This window comes from Parvularcula bermudensis HTCC2503, from assembly GCF_000152825.2.
GTDB classification, from domain to species: Bacteria; Pseudomonadota; Alphaproteobacteria; order Caulobacterales; family Parvularculaceae; genus Parvularcula; species Parvularcula bermudensis.
In genome coordinates this window covers 349,854-366,212 of sequence record NC_014414.1, presented here as the reverse complement: position 1 = coordinate 366,212, position 16,359 = coordinate 349,854, and the positions used below count along the sequence as shown (strand labels likewise).

The 16,359-nt window shown below is 60.0% G+C and carries 15 protein-coding genes; 11 read left to right on the top strand and 4 right to left on the bottom strand.

Features of this window, described 5'->3' with window-relative positions; translation table 11 throughout:
- Window positions 1–36: 36 nt before the first annotated feature.
- A complete protein-coding gene (locus PB2503_RS01750; RefSeq protein ID WP_013299495.1) occupies window positions 37–2,874 on the top strand; it encodes a TonB-dependent receptor plug domain-containing protein in 2,838 nt (945 codons plus the stop codon).
- Between the two features lie 200 nt (window positions 2,875–3,074).
- Window positions 3,075–5,531, top strand: a complete 2,457-nt coding sequence (locus PB2503_RS01745) for a ligase-associated DNA damage response DEXH box helicase (RefSeq protein WP_049781957.1) — start codon at window positions 3,075–3,077, stop codon at window positions 5,529–5,531.
- Between the two features lie 22 nt (window positions 5,532–5,553).
- Here the strand turns inward: PB2503_RS01745 and PB2503_RS01740 are convergent, their stop codons facing one another.
- Window positions 5,554–6,156, bottom strand: a complete 603-nt coding sequence (locus PB2503_RS01740; protein ID WP_013299493.1) for a glutathione S-transferase family protein — start codon at window positions 6,154–6,156, stop codon at window positions 5,554–5,556.
- A 209-nt stretch (window positions 6,157–6,365) separates the two neighbouring features.
- Between PB2503_RS01740 and PB2503_RS14475 the strand changes: the two genes are divergently transcribed.
- The 4 genes from PB2503_RS14475 to PB2503_RS01720 all read left to right on the top strand — a co-directional run bounded on the left by PB2503_RS14475 (window position 6,366) and on the right by PB2503_RS01720 (window position 9,344).
- Complete coding sequence (locus PB2503_RS14475; protein WP_148235155.1) at window positions 6,366–6,569, top strand: hypothetical protein; 204 nt, start codon at window positions 6,366–6,368, stop codon at window positions 6,567–6,569.
- Between the two features lie 165 nt (window positions 6,570–6,734).
- Window positions 6,735–7,211, top strand: a complete 477-nt coding sequence (locus tag PB2503_RS01730) for a DUF3291 domain-containing protein (RefSeq protein WP_013299491.1) — start codon at window positions 6,735–6,737, stop codon at window positions 7,209–7,211.
- A 432-nt stretch (window positions 7,212–7,643) separates the two neighbouring features.
- Window positions 7,644–7,958, top strand: a complete 315-nt coding sequence (locus tag PB2503_RS01725; RefSeq protein ID WP_013299490.1) for a UrcA family protein — start codon at window positions 7,644–7,646, stop codon at window positions 7,956–7,958.
- A gap of 78 nt (window positions 7,959–8,036) precedes the next feature.
- Entirely contained in the window at window positions 8,037–9,344 is a 1,308-nt protein-coding gene (locus PB2503_RS01720) for an aminotransferase class V-fold PLP-dependent enzyme (RefSeq protein WP_013299489.1), read from the top strand.
- Between the two features lie 49 nt (window positions 9,345–9,393).
- Here PB2503_RS01720 and PB2503_RS01715 read toward each other — a convergent pair whose 3' ends face one another.
- Window positions 9,394–10,911: a UbiD family decarboxylase gene (locus PB2503_RS01715; RefSeq protein WP_013299488.1), complete on the bottom strand. Its 1,518-nt coding sequence runs from the start codon at window positions 10,909–10,911 to the stop codon at window positions 9,394–9,396.
- A 188-nt stretch (window positions 10,912–11,099) separates the two neighbouring features.
- Here PB2503_RS01715 and PB2503_RS01710 point away from each other — a divergent pair, with 188 nt between their 5' ends.
- The 5 genes from PB2503_RS01710 to PB2503_RS01690 all read left to right on the top strand — a co-directional run bounded on the left by PB2503_RS01710 (window position 11,100) and on the right by PB2503_RS01690 (window position 15,045).
- On the top strand, window positions 11,100–11,402 hold the full coding sequence (locus tag PB2503_RS01710) for a PGPGW domain-containing protein (RefSeq protein ID WP_013299487.1): 303 nt from the start codon (window positions 11,100–11,102) through the stop codon (window positions 11,400–11,402).
- Between the two features lie 124 nt (window positions 11,403–11,526).
- A complete protein-coding gene (locus PB2503_RS01705; protein WP_041535123.1) occupies window positions 11,527–12,453 on the top strand; it encodes a cytochrome c oxidase subunit 3 in 927 nt (308 codons plus the stop codon).
- A gap of 8 nt (window positions 12,454–12,461) precedes the next feature.
- Complete coding sequence (locus PB2503_RS01700) at window positions 12,462–12,839, top strand: DUF983 domain-containing protein (protein ID WP_013299485.1); 378 nt, start codon at window positions 12,462–12,464, stop codon at window positions 12,837–12,839.
- Entirely contained in the window at window positions 12,836–13,540 is a 705-nt protein-coding gene (locus tag PB2503_RS01695) for an SURF1 family protein (protein WP_013299484.1), read from the top strand. The genes PB2503_RS01700 and PB2503_RS01695 overlap by 4 nt, the downstream gene beginning before the upstream one ends.
- On the top strand, window positions 13,537–15,045 hold the full coding sequence (locus PB2503_RS01690; RefSeq protein ID WP_013299483.1) for a BCCT family transporter: 1,509 nt from the start codon (window positions 13,537–13,539) through the stop codon (window positions 15,043–15,045). Before PB2503_RS01695 ends, PB2503_RS01690 begins: the two co-directional genes overlap by 4 nt.
- An 86-nt stretch (window positions 15,046–15,131) precedes the next feature.
- Here PB2503_RS01690 and PB2503_RS01685 read toward each other — a convergent pair whose 3' ends face one another.
- Window positions 15,132–15,719 (bottom strand): F0F1 ATP synthase subunit B family protein, encoded by a 588-nt coding sequence (locus tag PB2503_RS01685; RefSeq protein ID WP_148235154.1) that lies wholly within the window; start codon window positions 15,717–15,719, stop codon window positions 15,132–15,134.
- Between the two features lie 19 nt (window positions 15,720–15,738).
- Window positions 15,739–16,329 carry a F0F1 ATP synthase subunit B family protein gene (locus PB2503_RS01680; RefSeq protein ID WP_013299481.1) on the bottom strand — a complete coding sequence of 197 codons (591 nt, stop codon included), beginning with the start codon at window positions 16,327–16,329 and terminating at the stop codon, window positions 15,739–15,741.
- Between the last annotated feature and the right edge of the window lie 30 nt (window positions 16,330–16,359).

The window sequence follows — 16,359 nt, the reverse complement described above, 5'->3', positions numbered from 1 at the left end:
TGAACCTTCGACCTTGCCGACGATACCGGCCAGGACGTGATCGTCGTTTCCGGGTCCGCGCCGGGCCTCGGTGCCAATCTGGCCACCGGTCCGTCCACGGCCTTCAGCCTCGAAACCTTGGAAACCGCGCCCTCGATCAACCGCGACGTCAAAGACATCGTTCGGATCGACCCCCGCGTTTATCTCGACGCCAATGCCGGCGGCACCCAGGGGAATGACGGCATTCTCTGTGCCGGTGCGAACCCGCGCTTCAACTCCCTCACCGTTGACGGCATTCGGCTGAACGACGCCTTTGGCCTCAACTCCAACGGCTATCCGACCGAGCGTATCCCCTTCACCTATGACGCGATCGATCAGGTGGCGGTCGAGCTGGCGCCCTTCGACGTCGAATACGGCTCCTTCACCGCCTGTAACGTCAACGCGGTGACGAAATCGGGGAACAACGAATTCCACGGCAGCGTCTTTATCGACTACAATGACGACACGCTGATCGGTAACCGGGCGGACGACGAAGCCTTCCCGACCGACGGGTTCACCAACAAACGCTATGGCGGCACCCTGTCCGGCCCGCTCCTCAAGGACAAAGTGTTCTTCTTCCTCGCTTACGAGAAGCAGGAATCGTCGAACCTGTTCGGCGGTAACACCCCCGAGGCCAAAGGCGTCAGCGAAGCGGATTTTGCGCGGATCACGCAAATCGCCAGCGACCTATACGGCTATGAGGTCAGCAGGCTGCCCACCGCCCTCGCGAATGAGGACGAGAAATTCCTGGCCAAGATCGATTGGAACATCACCGATCGTCACCGGGCGGCCTTCACCTATAACTACAATGACGGCTTCAACAACGACCCGTCCGATGGCGACGGCAATGAATTGCCGGAGTTCAACCACTTCTACGAGCGCGGTGCGGAACTCAATTCCTACGCCGGTTCGCTCTATTCGGACTGGACCGACACCTTCTCCACCGAGTTCCGGGTGTCCTATGTCGATCTCCAAAACCGTCAGAACTCGCTCGGCGGGCTCGATCAATGGGGTGAAGTCCAGATCGAGGTCGGCGACAGCACTGTCTATCTTGGGGCTGACGATTCACGCCATGCCAACCAACTCAGCTATGAGCTCTGGACCTACAAGGCCAAGGCTGACTGGGTTCTCGGCGATCATATCCTGACCTTCGGGGCCGAGCGCGAAGATTTCGACGTCTTCAACCTCTTCGTCCAGGAAGTGAAAGGGGAGTGGATCTTCGAAAGCATCGATGATTTCGAATCCGGCCTCTTCGACAGCTTCCGCTACGAAAATGCGGCGGGCACGAACAATGCGGCCGACGCCGCCGCCGAGTTCGGTTATGCGATCAACACCATCTACGCTCAGGACGAGTGGCAGGTGAACGACAAGTTGAACATCGTTGCCGGCCTCCGCTTCGACTATTATTCGTCTGATGACGAGCCGGAATACAATCCGGACTTCGAAGCGGCCTATGGGTTCCGGAATGACGAAACCCTGGACGGTAAGTCGATCCTGCAACCGCGTGTCGGCTTCACCTACGAGTACAATCCCGACCTGCTCTTCCGCGGCGGTATTGGCCTGTTCTCCGGTGGCAACCCCAATGTCTGGATCTCGAACAACTACTCCAACAATGGCGTGACCTTGTTCGATTGCCGTAACCGCGGCCGCAGCGGTGATTGCGTTGGGGACGGTACGTTGAATAACATCAACGACTTCACCTATACGACCGATCCGCGCGGCGTCTTCTATTCGGTGCCGGATGAGTTCATCCAGGCGGTCGAGGATGCCGATGGCGGCGGACCGGTCAACGCGCTGGACCCGGATTTCGAAATCCCTGCCCAGTGGAAGGCCAATCTCGGCTTCACCTATGATTTCGATACGCCCTATGCCTGGGCCGGTGGGAATTACACGCTGAATGTCGACCTTCTGTACTCGAAAACCCACGAAGCCGCTCTCGTGCAGAGCCTCGATGCGCTCTTTGGGTCCACCAGTACGGCGCCGGACGGACGGACGGTCTACGGGGCGAGTAGCCTGAACGACTTTGTCCTCACCAATGCCGATGACAAAGCCGAAGCCTTCTCCTTCTCGACCTGGATCAACAAATCCCATGATTTCGGGCTCGACTGGACCTTGGGCTATGCCTTCACCGATGCAGAAGACGTGAACCCGATGACGTCGTCGGTGGCGTTCTCGAACTATACGAACTTCGCCACAGCGGATGCGAACGATCCGGGCACGGCGACCTCTGATTACGAGATCTCGCACCGGTTCACCTTCAACGCGAACTACACGAAGAACTTCTTCAGCGACCTCGATACCAGCTTTGGTGTCTTCGGGTCTGTTTCGCGGAACCTTCCCTACAGCTATGTCTACGGGAACAGCGCCTTTGACGGCTCGCCCCTCGGCGATGCCTTCCTGACCCGTCAGTTGATCTATGTCCCCGATGGGGCGGACGATCCGCTGGTCGCGTCGGCGCCGCAGTCCTTCCTGGATTTCATCTCCCAGGATGACTGCCTCGACGATAACCGTGGGGAAATCCTCGATCGCAATTCGTGCACCAATGATTGGTGGACGCAGTTCGACGTGAAGTTCGCCCAAGAATTGCCTGGCTTCATGCCCGGTCACAATTCTGAGTTCTTCTTGGTCATGGAAAATGTCGGGAACTTCATCAACAGCGACTGGGGCGTCCTTCGCGACCAGAACTTCCCGGGCAACCGGATCGTCGATGTCGCGCTCGACAGCGGCGATGTGGACAGCGATGGGAACACCAACGAATATGTCTACACGAACTTCCGTGAAGACCCGAATGACGGCTTTGTCCTGCCGGAGCCTTCGCTCTGGTCGGTCCGTGTTGGCCTGCGCTACGAATTCTAATCTTCGTAGATTGTCTTCGACTGAAGGGCGGCCCACGGGCCGCCCTTTTTCGTGGTCGGCTCTTTCGCGATCACCTAACTTTACCCGACGGTGTGGCAGGGCGGCTTGACCGAGGCTTTCGACCAACCAACATTCCGTGGGTGAGCCAGCCGATTGATCGATCCAAGCCGTCGCGGGGACGTCGCCACACCGATGAGACGGTGTTGCCGCGGCCATTCGGAGATTGGTTTGCGGCCCGTGGATGGCGTTTGCGTGACCATCAGGCGCAGATGATCAAAAAAGCGGAGGCGGAGCGGTCGTGCCTGCTGATCGCCCCAACGGGTGGGGGAAAGACCCTTGCTGGATTTCTCCCCAGTCTGATCGATCTTGCGAAGGCGCCGCGAAACCAGCGCCGATTGCATACGCTCTATATATCACCGCTGAAGGCATTGGCCGTTGATATCGCCCGTAATCTTTCGGCGCCGATCGAAGAGATGGGGCTGCCGATTACCGTTGAGTCCCGAACCGGCGACACCTCCTCCCATGCGCGGTCCCGTCAACGAACCCGTCCTCCCGACATTCTTCTGACAACGCCTGAGCAATTATCTCTCCTTCTGGCGCATCCCTCGGCGGACGACTTTTTTGGTGGTCTACAGACAATTATTCTCGACGAATTACATGCCTTGGCGGGAAAAAAGCGCGGGGACCTGCTCGCCCTTGGTCTTGCCAGACTTCGCCGCTTGGCCCCCGGCGTGCGGAGCGTTGGCTTGTCCGCTACCGTCCATGACCCGGTTCCCCTGCAACGATATCTGGTCGATCAGGGGGTGGGGGAGGGCGTGGCCGATCTGGTCCTCGGGCAGGGGGGCGCGGCGCCAGCAGTCAGAGTAATGACGCCGGGCCCCAAAATTCCGTGGTCTGGCCATTCAGGCCGCCATGCCTTTTCGCAAATTTACGAGGCGATCAAGACGGCGACGACGACCTTGATCTTCACCAATACCCGAAGCCAGGCAGAGGTCTGCTTTGCGGAATTGTGGCGGATGAATGATGACGGCCTTGAGATTGCGCTCCACCATGGATCGCTTGAGCGGGGGCAGCGGGAGCGGGTGGAAGCGGCGATGGCGGCGGGCGGGCTGCGGGCGGTGGTCTGTACCGCGACCCTCGATCTGGGGATCGATTGGGGGGGCGTGGATCTGGTGATCTGCCTTGGGGCGCCAAAAGGATCCGCCCGGCTCGTCCAGCGGATCGGAAGAGCCAATCACCGGATGGACGATCCTAGTCAGGCAATCCTTGTGCCGACGAACCGATTCGAGGTTCTGGAATGTGTCGCGGCAAAGGAAGCGGTGGATGAGGGGCGCCTTGATGAATCGCCACCAACGGACGGGGCCCTTGATGTTTTGTGTCAGCATATTTGGGGCATGGCCTGCGCAGAGCCGTTCTTGCCCGACACCCTGTTCGAGGAAGTGAGGGCCGCCGCCCCCTATGCGCAGTTGCCCCGGGCACTCTTTGACCAGGCCCTCGACTTTGTCGCCACCGGGGGATACGCAATGCGCGCCTATGATCGCTATCGTCGGATCGTCAGGCAGCCCGATGGACGTATGCGGATCAAGGATCCTCGCACCGCCCAACTCTATCGGATGAATGCCGGGACAATTATCGATAACCCGACCTATCAAGTTCGTCTCGGTCGAATGCCGGTTCGGAATGGACGCGCCGGAAAGCCTCGAGGCGGGCGGACAATGGGAACGGTCGAGGAATGGTTCGTCACCCAGTTGGCGCCGGGCGATACGTTCCTCTTCGCCGGCGAGGTCGTCCGCCTCGAAGGGGTTCATGACATGGACGTCTATGTCAGTCGTGCACCGGATGATGAGGCCAAAATACCCAGTTGGCAGGGGGCGAAATTCCCCATCTCGTCATTCCTGGCGGGGCGCGTACGGGAAATGGTCTCCGATCAAAGCACCTGGCATCGTCTCCCGACAGAGGTCAGCCAATGGCTGACTCTTCAGCAAAGAAAATCCTTCATTCCGGCAGCGGATGAATTGCTCATTGAAACCTTTGCCCGGGGCGGAAAGCATTTTCTCGTCTGCTATCCCTTCGATGGACGATTGGCCCACCAATCCCTCGGAACCTTGTTGACCCGTCGGCTGGAGCGCTCCGGGCTTGAGCCGCTTGGGTTCTGTCCAACTGAATATGCCCTTTCCATTTGGATGCGGCAGGATCCGAGCGACCTGTCCATGGAGGCGCTGTTCGACGAGGACATGCTGGGTGACGATCTCGAAATCTGGCTAGCTGATGCCCAATTGATGAAGCGCACCTTCCGGCATTGCGCCGTGATCGCGGGAATGATCGAACGACATCATCCTGGGGCAGAGAAAAATGGAAGGCAGGTGTCATTCTCCGCCTCCCTCATTTACGACGTCCTAAGAGAACATGAACCCGATCACATCCTCCTGAAAGCGGCGTGGACGGATGCGGCCTCTGGGTTCCTCGATATCAAGCGGCTTGCGGCTCTCCTGGCGCGAATCAAGGGCCGATTGGTGCATCGGGCCCTTCCGCGCGTGTCGCCGATGGCCGTTCCCGTCATGATGGAGGTCGGGCGAGAGACCGTCGCGGGCAGCGGGAACGAAGCCATCTTGGCGGCGCTGGAAGACGACCTGCTGGCCGAAATGATGGCCGACTGAGCCCGCCATGGAGGTCCATCGCTTAGGCGGCCGTTGCGGTCTTCCATGCCGGTCGTTCCGCGATCCGCGCGAAATACGCCTTCACGGCCTCGGGCGCATTGCCCATGATCCGGCTGAATTTGCTCAGGAGCAGCATATAGGCGCAGGAAATATCCGCCGCGCTAAAGCCGGACGGGAGCAAATACTCGTTCTTCTCAAGCGGCGCAGCCATGGCTTCAAAGGCTTTCTCGGCTTCCCCTTGCGCCCAAAGGGCCAGTTTCTCATCGCGCGCCCGTTCGGGGAGGAGGACGCGATGGGCCATGGCGAACATAATAGGGAAGGCGAGGGTCGATTCGCCAAAATGGTACCACTGGAGATAGGCCGGATAGTCCGGATGATCCGGTTTCGGTCGCAGCGCATCGTTATAGCGGGCGAGTATATAATCGAGAATTGCAAGACTTTCGAACATATGCACATCCCCATCAATCATCGCAGGGACTTTTTGCAATGGGTGAACGTCTGGCGATATCTTCTTGTCCCCACGAAGTTCAACGGTTTCAATGGTGTAGGGAACATCCATCTCTTCACAGGCCCAGATCAGGCGGACCGAACGCGCAAATTTCGCATGATAAATCGTGAGGGTCATTGTCACCTTCCTTTGGGGGGGGCCTGAAGGATTATCCAGAGCTAGCCAAGTTTCTCTTGCACTTAAGGGGCGGCAGGCCCCACATTGCTGCAATGCAAAATCTTTGGCTCGATATCTGGACCGCTGGGGTCGTTGTTGCAGCAAGGCTGCCCATACTTGCGTCTGATATGCAAAATCCGACGCCGGCCTCCCGGGAGGAGACCCAGCGCATGGTCACCGAAAAGGCCGAGGCGGCCCTGGCCGGGGCCCAGGCCGTCAATGACTATTGGATGACCCTCCTGATGACGCCATGGAAGATGCCGTTCGACGCGAGCCCGCTTGAGGACAGCTTCGAAGCCTTCGTCGCGCCGGGCCGGGAAACCCTGCAAGCCAATGCACGGCGGTTGTCCCGGGGGGACGAGACCCTCTCTTAAGGGATGAATTTGGCCCTTAATGGGCGGTCCGCTGCGGTTTTTCGGGAGTCTGAGCCTTTTGCCCCTCTCTCGGCGATCGCTGTCGCCCGCGGGGTCAAGTGATATGCCAGCAGCGTGATCTCTGTTAGGCTCGGGAGACGAAGAGTAGAGCCTACGGGGATAGCGATGACGACGAAAAGGCACCTCGCGCAGGTCAATATCGGGCGGGTGTTGGGCGGTCCCGATGCGCCTGCGATGCAGGATTTCTACAGAAATTTGGCGCGGATCAATCAGCTTGCTGAGCGGATGCCAGGCTTTGTCTGGCGCCTTCAGGACGAGACCGGCGATAGCGCCATGTCCCTGAGCTGGCCTGGCGATCCGACGATGAATGTGAATATGTCGGTATGGGAAAACGACGAAGCCCTGGCGACCTTTGTGTTCAAAACGGTCCACCAGAATTTTTACGCGCGCAAGCATGAATTCTTCGAGATGCCGGAAGACCCCAGTGTCGCGCTGTGGTGGGTCGAGATCGGACATATCCCCACCGTCGCGGAGGCGAAGGAACGCCTCGATCACCTGATTGCCCATGGCGCGACGGCCTTTGCGTTCGGCTGGGTGGACCTCCCCGTCGCCAAACTCTGGCGGGAGCGCCGCTGCGCATAGGGGCGACCGCCCTTGGCTGGCCCCCCATGACCCTTTTGGAGGGTGATGAAGGCGCAAGGCAGCAAAGCCCTTCACCCTATCCACTGACCCATTGGCGCTGCGGCGGTCCTGATCCCTGTGCGACGCCAGCGGGCGAAGACGGGCGAGCGGGCGCGATTGACGCGTCCCGAAGCTGAGGGATCAGCGGTTTTGCGGATCCGTAAATAATCATTGTTTTTCAATTAGATATATGCCTGCGCGGCCTAGGCCACACGGCAAAAGGCGCACGATTTGCGCTTTTTGCGGAACCATGTCATATTTATGACGGTTTCATGACATACGGGCGAGATAGTCGGCTCGTGTCAATGAGACGCACTTGAGATGAAATAAAACTCTCTCATGCCATCAGAAAAATAAGGGAGACAAAAAATAGTGAAATATTATAACAAGTCTATGACGAGAAAAGCAGCGCTTGCCGCTGTCTCTTTATTGGCCTTTTCAACGATGGGCGCGATGGGGTCTGCGCAGGCTCAATCGTCGATCAGCTATGATTTCTATTTCTCCTATGACCGCCAGGAATTAGTCACGCGGGCAGGGGAGCGGGCGGTCCGTCAGCGTCTCGCCTATGAGGCCACCCACTATTGTCGTGCCCTGACGGCGCAGCGGGACGATGTGCGTGTTGGGCCGTGCAAACGTGAAATCATCGCCGGGGTCGAGGCCGAGCTTCGGACCGCGATCCGCCAGGTGAGGGTTGCCCAAGCGCGCTAAAGGCAAATCATCGCTTTCGGGCTATCCCGCTCCCCACCCTTACGCCTATGGTATCGGGGCGAGGGAGGGCCCGGGGCGATGGTCAGCATGACACGGCGGCGGCTGGTATCCGCAGGAGTGGCGGCCACCGCGACCGCCTCATCGGGCGCATCATTCGCCGCGACATCGGCCTCCTTGCTGCATACAGGCCCCTTGGGGTCACCGACCGGTCCCGACGACGAAACCTTTTGGTCCGCCATCGCCACCCAGTACGATATGACCGATAGGGTCACCAATCTCGAAAACGGGAATTGGGGTGTGATGGCGCGTCCAGTGCTGGACGCCTATAAGGCGCACACAGAACGGGTGAACCGGGAAAATTCCTATTTCGCCCGTCGCCAATTCGGCCCGATCTATCGTGACATTGTCACTCAGACCGCCGCACAATTGAGGGTGGAGCCGACGGAACTGGCCCTGACCCGTGGCGCCAGCGAGGCCCTGTTGGCCTTGATCGGCGGCTATCGTCCCCTCACCAAGGGACACTCGGTTATGTATGCCGACCTTGACTATGGCTCGATGCAGGCGGCCATGCGTGCTCTTGCGCGGCGTCAGGGGGCGGAGGTGGTCGAACTCGCTCTGCCCGAACCCGCGACGTATGAGGGGCTGATCGCGACCTATGAGGCCGCGTTCGAGGCGCATCCGCGGACGAAGCTTTTGCTCCTTACCCATATCAGTCATCGGACGGGATTGATGCTACCGGTGGCGGAGATCACCGAGCGGGCACAGGCGCGGGGCATCGATGTCATCGTCGACGCGGCGCATTCCTGGGGGCAGGTCGATTTTCAATTGCCCGACCTCAAGGCGGATTTTATTGGCGTCAACCTTCACAAATGGATTGGGGCGCCGATCGGGGTGGGGGCGCTTTACATCGCGAAGGATCGCCTTGACGATATTGCCCCCGATATCGGGGCCCATGAAGAAGAGTTCGATCGGATCGAGGGGCGGGTCCATACGGGCACGGCAAATTACGCCGCCTTTATGACCGTCCCCGATGCTTTCGCCTTTCACCGCAAGGTAGGGCCCGCCGCCAAGGAGGCACGGTTTCGATATTTAAGGGATCTCTGGGCCGAAGCCTGCCGCCCTATCCCGGGGGTGACCATCCTGACCCCTAACGAGCCGCGCCTGCACGGCGGCATTACGGCCTTTCGGATAGAGGGACGGACGAGTACGGAGGACAATCAACGGATCGCGGCGTTTCTTCTCGACGAATACGGTGTTTTTTCCGTCCATCGCACCGGCGTGGCAAGGGGGGCTTGCGTTCGGCTGACCCCCACGGCCTATACCACCCCGCTAGACATGACCCTCGCGATCGACGCGGTGACGGCCGCCGCCGCGGCGTTTCGTTGAGCCATCAAGTCGAGCCAACGATCTGTGCCCCGCGAGCGCGCGGAGAGCGCTATTTCAACTTCGCTCCCTCGAGGCCGAGGCGATCCATCAACTCATCGATTCGGGCAACGACTTCGGGATCCATGCTGAGGGTTGTGCCCCATTCCCGATTGGTTTCCCCCTCCCATTTATCGGTGGCATCGATGCCGACCTTGGAGCCGAGGCCCGAGACCGGTGAGGCAAAGTCGAGATAGTCGATAGGGGTGTTCTCGAGCACCGTCATATCACGGGCTGGGTCACTCTTGGTGCTGATCGCCCACCAGACATCTTTCCAATCGCGGGCGTCGATGTCAGCGTCGACGACGATCACCCATTTTGTGTACATGAATTGTCGCAAATAACTCCAGGCCCCCAGCATGACGCGCTTGGCGTGGCCAGCATAGGCTTTCTTCATACTGATGACCGCAATCCGATAGGAACATCCCTCGGGGGGGAGCCAGAAATCGACGATCTCAGGGAATTGCTGTTGAAGAAGGGGAAGAAAAACCTCGTTCAGCGCTTCACCGAGAACCGAGGGTTCATCGGGTGGGTGCCCCGTGAAGGTCGACAAATAAATGGGCGATTTTCGTCGGGTGATCGCCGTTACCGTGAAAACGGGAAACTTTTCGACACTGTTGTAATAGCCTGTATGGTCGCCATAGGGACCTTCTTCGGCATATTCGTCCAGGGAGACATAGCCTTCAAGGACGATTTCCGCTTCGGCCGGCACTTTTAAGGGAATGGTCTTGCAGTCGACCAGATCGACTTTCTTACCCCGGAGGAGGCCGGCAAACTGATATTCCGATAATGTATCGGGTACCGGGGTGACGGCGGCCAGGATGGTGCCTGGATCCGCCCCGAGGACCGCTGCGGCGGGGAGGGGGGCTTTCTTCTCTTGCCCCCAGCGGCGGTGATGCTGGGCCCCGCCGCGATGCTTGAGCCAGCGCATGATGGTTTTGTTTCGGGACAATCGCTGCATACGATAAATGCCGAGATTGAAATTGTCTTCTCGCGCCGCCGAAGGGCCCTTCGTGACGATCAAGGGCCAGGTGATCAGCGGCGCAGGTTCCCCCGGCCAGCAGCTTTGAATGGGAAGCCGGGTGAGGTCGACCGCTTCGCCTTCCTCGACGATTTCCTGACAGGGGGCTTTCCGCACAGAGCCGGGGCGCATGGCCAGCACCTGCTTTGCGATCGGCAACAAATCGAAGGCGTCCTTAAGGCCCTGGGGCGGTTCTGGTTGGCGCAGAAAGGCCAAGGTCTCCCCGACATCGCGGAGGTCCGCGGCGGAGCGTCGCGCCTTGCCCCCAAAGGACACAGCCATCGCCACGCGCTTTACTGTGCCAAAGAGATTGACCAGCACAGGGATGTCCGAGGGGGACCCATCGTCCTTCACCGGATTTTCAAACAGCACGGCGGGGCCGCCGACCCCGAGCAGGCGCCGCTGGATTTCCGTCATTTCTAGAACGGTGGAGATCGGCTCGGCGATGCGGATCAGCTCGCCCTCAGCCTCAAGGTGAGTCAGAAATTCTCGTAAGGATCGATACGCCATGGCCTTCTATGGGCCTTGCCGCGCTGCGCTCAAAGACCCTCTTTTGCCGCGGCGGAACGGGTCTTGAAGGGACAATCCGGTTGAGGCGTCAAATTCTGTTCATATTGTTAAGACCCATTCCATTTCTCATGGTTAGGTTTGCGTTTCGACGGTCCTGTGATTAAGTTCAGGCCAGTTCGGGAGGGTATGTGGAAACGGTCACCGCAAGTTTGTTGGCATTGATCCACAAGATCACCGGCGGGTTGCTGGTGATGGCGGGCTTTGTTGTCTTGCCGATGCCTATTCCCCTCGGGCTCATTATGATCGCGCTCGGTCTGGCGATGCTCGCCCCCTATTTCTCGGCGGTGCAGGCCCTGGTGCGAACCATTCGCCGTAAGTCCCCGGTGGTCAATGACGCCATGGTCAAATTCAAGCAAAAATGTCCGCGGGTGATCCAGATCACGATCGAGAAGACCAATCCCGACATGACGCCTCCTATGGTCGAGGACTAAAGACCGACGGCCTTACCTTGTCTGATTGAGCGAGTGATTGATCTCTCAAGAAAGCGGGGCTATCCCGCCTAGACACTCAGATAAACGCGGCATGACGGTCGCGCGGTCAGACGGGATTTTGGATATGGCAGGGGACGTAAAACACGACTTTCACCTTGTAGAGCCCAGCCCCTGGCCATTGGTCGGGTCAGTGGCCGCAATGGTGCTGATGTTCGGGGCCATCGTCTGGGCCTATTCGGAACAACAATTGTTTGGCTTTTCCGGCCCTTGGATTTTCATTATCGGTTTGGTCGGCGTCCTTTTCACCATGGCCGGATGGTGGACCGACGTGGCGCGGGAATCGGTTCGCGGTGAGAACACAGCCGAGGTCATTCGTATCGGCTTCCGCTATGGCATGGTCCTTTTCATCCTGTCGGAGGTGATGTTCTTCATCGCCTGGTTCTGGGCCTTTTTCGCCGGGGCCCTGTTCCCCGGTGCCGGAGAGGCCATCATCCTCGCGGACGGCACGCAAATGCTGAATGTCGAAGGGTTGCCGGCCTTTTTACAGAACGATGCGAAATACCACTTCCTTGATGGGCAATGGCCGGGGCCTGGGGTCGAGCCGTTGAGCCCGTGGGGCCTGCCTTTCGTCAATACGGTGATCTTGCTGTTGTCCGGCACCACGGTGACCTGGGCTCACCATGCGATCCAGGTCGGCGATAAGGAGGGCTTCAAATGGGGCTTGATCGTGACCGTCGCCCTGGGGGTAATTTTCAGCTTCTTTCAGGGGGTCGAGTATTACGAAGTTCTGTCGCAGGATATGTTCAGCTTTAACGGAGGGTCGATCTACGGGTCGAGTTTCTTCATGGCGACAGGGTTCCATGGGGCCCATGTGGTGATCGGGACGATCTTCCTTGCGATCTGTCTTGCCCGGGGACTGGCGGGCCAATTGACCCCCGAGCGGCATTTCGGGTTCGAAGCGGCAGCGTGGTACTGGCACTTTGTGGATGTGGTTTGGTTGTTCCTGTTCGCGATGATTTATATTCTTGGGAACCAGGGGCTGCTCGGCTGATCTTTGTAATGGTCGATCCCGAACCCTATTATCCTCCGCTGTCGCCCTTTCAGACGGGCTTGTCTTCGAAATGTCCCCGATGTGGGCGGGGCGACCTTTACGATGGGTTCCTCTCATTGAAGAGCGAATGCCCTCGCTGCGGGCTCGACTATACAAAGGCCGATGCCGGTGACGGCCCTGCGGTGTTCATTATGTTCATCACCGGGACGATAGGGGTCTGCTTTGCGATGGTATTGCGGTTTGGCTTCGGTGCGCCTGAATGGCTTGTGCTGCTGCTGGCCATCTTCATCATCCTGGGACTTTCCCTCGCCCTTCTTCGGCCGATGAAGGGCGTTCTTGTGGCGCTCCAATTTCGTAACAAGGCGCGGGAGGGGCGGATCGAGTGACCCCATGGGCGCGGCCAGGGCTGACCGCGGTCGTGGCAGTCGCTACTTTTGTTCTACTTGGTCTTGGGACGTGGCAACTCTTTCGTCTCGACTGGAAGAGGGAATTGATCGCCACAACCGCTACCCATCAGTCTGCTGAGCCGCTCCCGCTGAGCGATATTCTGTCGCTCCCCGTGGCGGAACGGGAATGGCGCTCAGTGACGATTGAGGTCGAAAGGGCTCTCCCGCCCATCGCTCATGTCATAGGGACCCATGAGGGACAGTCGGGATTTTTCGTCTTTTCCCTCGTCGAATTGCCCAATGGCGGCAGCCTGCCCGTCAATCATGGCTTTGTGGCGTTCGCGGATCGTCAGGGCGACTATGATTTCAGCCCACCGCGCCGTTTGGTGGGGCTCTATCGCACAGCAGCGCCCCGTCAGGGCCTTGCCCAAATGCTGGCGCCCCCGGACAATGCCGAGACCGGCACCTTTTACGGCCGGGAGCCCGAAGGGCTTATCGCCTATCTGTTCGGGGGGGCGGTGCCGCCCGATCCCTTTTATCTCAGTCGGCTGGATGATCAGCTGGTCTCTCCCTTGGTGGCCCACCGCACAAGGCCAGCCTTCTCCAATAATCACTTGGGCTACGCGTTGACCTGGTTCGGGCTCGCCGCCGGCTTGGGGGTGATTTACGGTCTCCTGCTGCGCCGGTCTCCTCGGGCGTGAGGCGGCGCCCTTTCCTCTCCGCTCTTCCTTATGGCGTTGTCATTGTGATTGCTGGGGCGGCGTTGGTGTGGCCGGCCGTGTTGAGCCGTGTACTGCGGCAAGTCTCCGATGGGTTCTTGCGAAACTTTGACTGGTTCACGCTCACCCTTACGGCGACGGCATTGGTGTTTTGCGCCTTGGCGGCGCTCCATCCGAAACTCGCCCATCGTCGGCTTGGCGGCCCGGCCGCCGTCCCGGAATTCCGCCTCGTGACGTGGTTTGCGATGCTGTTTGCCGCGGGGATGGGGGCGGGGCTCGTCTTTTGGGGCGCTGCGGAACCATTGATCTTCACCAAGGCGCCGCCCCCCGGCGGGGCCGTCGCCAATACTGAGCGGGCGACCGTCGAGGCCTTGGCCCTGACCCAGTTCCACTGGTCTCTTCATGCCTGGGGGGTCTATGCGGCGGCGGCTATTGCCGTCTCCGTCAGTCTGCGTCCCGGTGAGCCCCCCGTCCCAAGCGCACCCTTTCGTCGCCCCGGTCTTCGGATCTTCGTCGACTGGCTGGCGGTGATTGCCGTCCTGTTTGGTCTCGTTGCCTCCGTCGGACAGGGGGTGATACAAATGGGGGCTGGGGTTGAGCGTCTGTCCGGCGGTGTCGTTGGGGACGGGACCATGACACGGCTCGCCGTTCTCATGGCGGTGAGCGCGGCCTATTTACTTTCCGTCGCGCGAGGATTGAGGGGCGGGATCGCGCTCCTCTCCAACATCAATCTCGCTGTCGCTGTGGCATTGGCGCTCTTTGTGCTGATTGTCGGCCCCAGCCGTGACATTCTGAATACCCTCATTGACGGGCTCACAGCCTATCTTGAAGCGCTTCCGCGTCTTAGCCTCGACCTCCGGCCGGAGGGCCAGGCCCGGCAATGGACCCGCGATTGGTCGATCACCTATTTCCTATGGTGGATCGCCTGGACGCCTTTCGTTGGCGTCTTTATCGCGCGGGTGAGCTATGGTCGAAGCTTGCGGGCGTTCGCCCTCGCCGTTGTTTTGGTACCCGCCATCGTGACGTTGCTGTGGTTTTCGATCTTTGGCGGCACCGCCTTAGCCCTCGATCACGCTGGGATCGATCTGAGAACGACGGATTTCAGGTCAGCCCCCTTCGCCACCTATCGGGTATTGGAGAACCTGCCCCTGGCGTCGATCACGACCGTTCTGACCTTCGTGCTCGTCTTTATCTTTATCCTGACCAGTGCGGATTCGGCGTCCTTGGTGCTGGCCATGTTCGCCAAACGGGATCCGAACCCTCCCCTCAAAGAGCGCTTGTTTTGGGGGCTGATGATCGCCGTGCTGACCGCGGGGGCAGTGCTGTCGGAGGCGGGCCAGTCCGTTACGCGGGCCTTTGCCGTGGCGGGCGCGGTGCCGCTCTCTTTCCTGCTGCTGGCCCAGATGTTGGTTGCCGCGTGGAACCGCTTTGGCACGCCCCCGGCCACTGAGAAAAAGGGAGGAAATAAGACGCCTGTAGGAAGGTGAATGGCGTGGGGAGAACACCCCCCCGGCGGCCCTTGCGGCGCTACAAGGCGCCCCCTCCAACCAACCGACCCTAGCCGGAAGAGGGATCAGTTCAAGCGCGTGCCGACCTCGTTGATCGCCCGATCGATCAGTTGCCCCTGCGACCGATCGTCCATCCGGTTGGCGATAATTTCCCGCGCAGCGGCGATCGCCATATCAGCGGTACGCCCACGGATCTCGGCAATGGCCTGCGCTTCGGCCCGGGCGATGCGGTCTTCGGCGGCTTTGCGTCGCCGGGCGATTTGCTCGTCGAGCTTTGCCCGCGCCTCGGTGGCGACCGATTTGGCGTCGGCTTTCGCCTGCTCGATGATCGCTTCGGCTTCGGTTTCGGCTTCCCGCTGACGCTTTTGGAAGTCGGCGAGGGTGCGTTGGGCTTCTTCCCGCAGGGTCCGCGCTTCATCGAGCTGGCGCTGGACCCCCTCCGCGCGGGCGGAGAGGAACGAGCCGATCATTTTCGGCACCCCTTGCCAGAGGAAGATCCCGACAACGATCAAAAAGGCCAGCAGGACCCAAAAATTGGTGTCGGCGGTCACCGGGCCGGAATGGCCGTCGTCGATATGCTTCTCGACCTCGGTGACCGCCTCGAGGGCGGTTTCGCTGTGCTGCGGGTCGTCTTGGGCGAAGGCGATCATCATGGTCTCTCCCAGCGCCTTGTCAGGCGGCCACGGTGGACAGCGCGTTTTCGACGGCGTCGTCCGAAGGGGTTTCGTCGATCAGCGCATTGACCACGGCCTTGGTGGTGTCATGTGCCGCGCGTCTGACCGCTGCGGCTGCTTCCTCACCGGTGGCGCGGATCCGCTCTTCGGCGGCGGCGATGTCGGCCTCGATTTCGCGATCGGCATCGGCGGTCATCTCGGCGATTTCCTCATCGATGCGGGCGCGGGTTTCGCTCGCGATTTGCGCGGCGCGGGCGCGGGCGTCGGCAAGCGCCTGGTTGAACGCTTGTTGGGCCTCTTCGGCTTCGCGTTTATATTCCGCGGCTTTGTCGAAATCATTGGCGATACGGTTGCGCCGTTCCTCAATGATCCCGCCAAGGCGAGGCAGAAAGATCCGGGCGCAGAGGAGATAGAGAATAAGAAAGGCGATGAGCAGCCAGAAAACCTGACTGACATAGGTGCTGGTCTCAAGCTGCGGCAGTCCCCCGGTCTCGGCCGCCGCCTCGGGACCAGCCGCGGGCGCGGCCGCCAGAGCGGAGACGGGGAGGACGGCGACAATGCTCGCCGAAAGAGACAGAAGGTTTCGCATATCGAGAATGCTCTCACACACCGTGGCGCA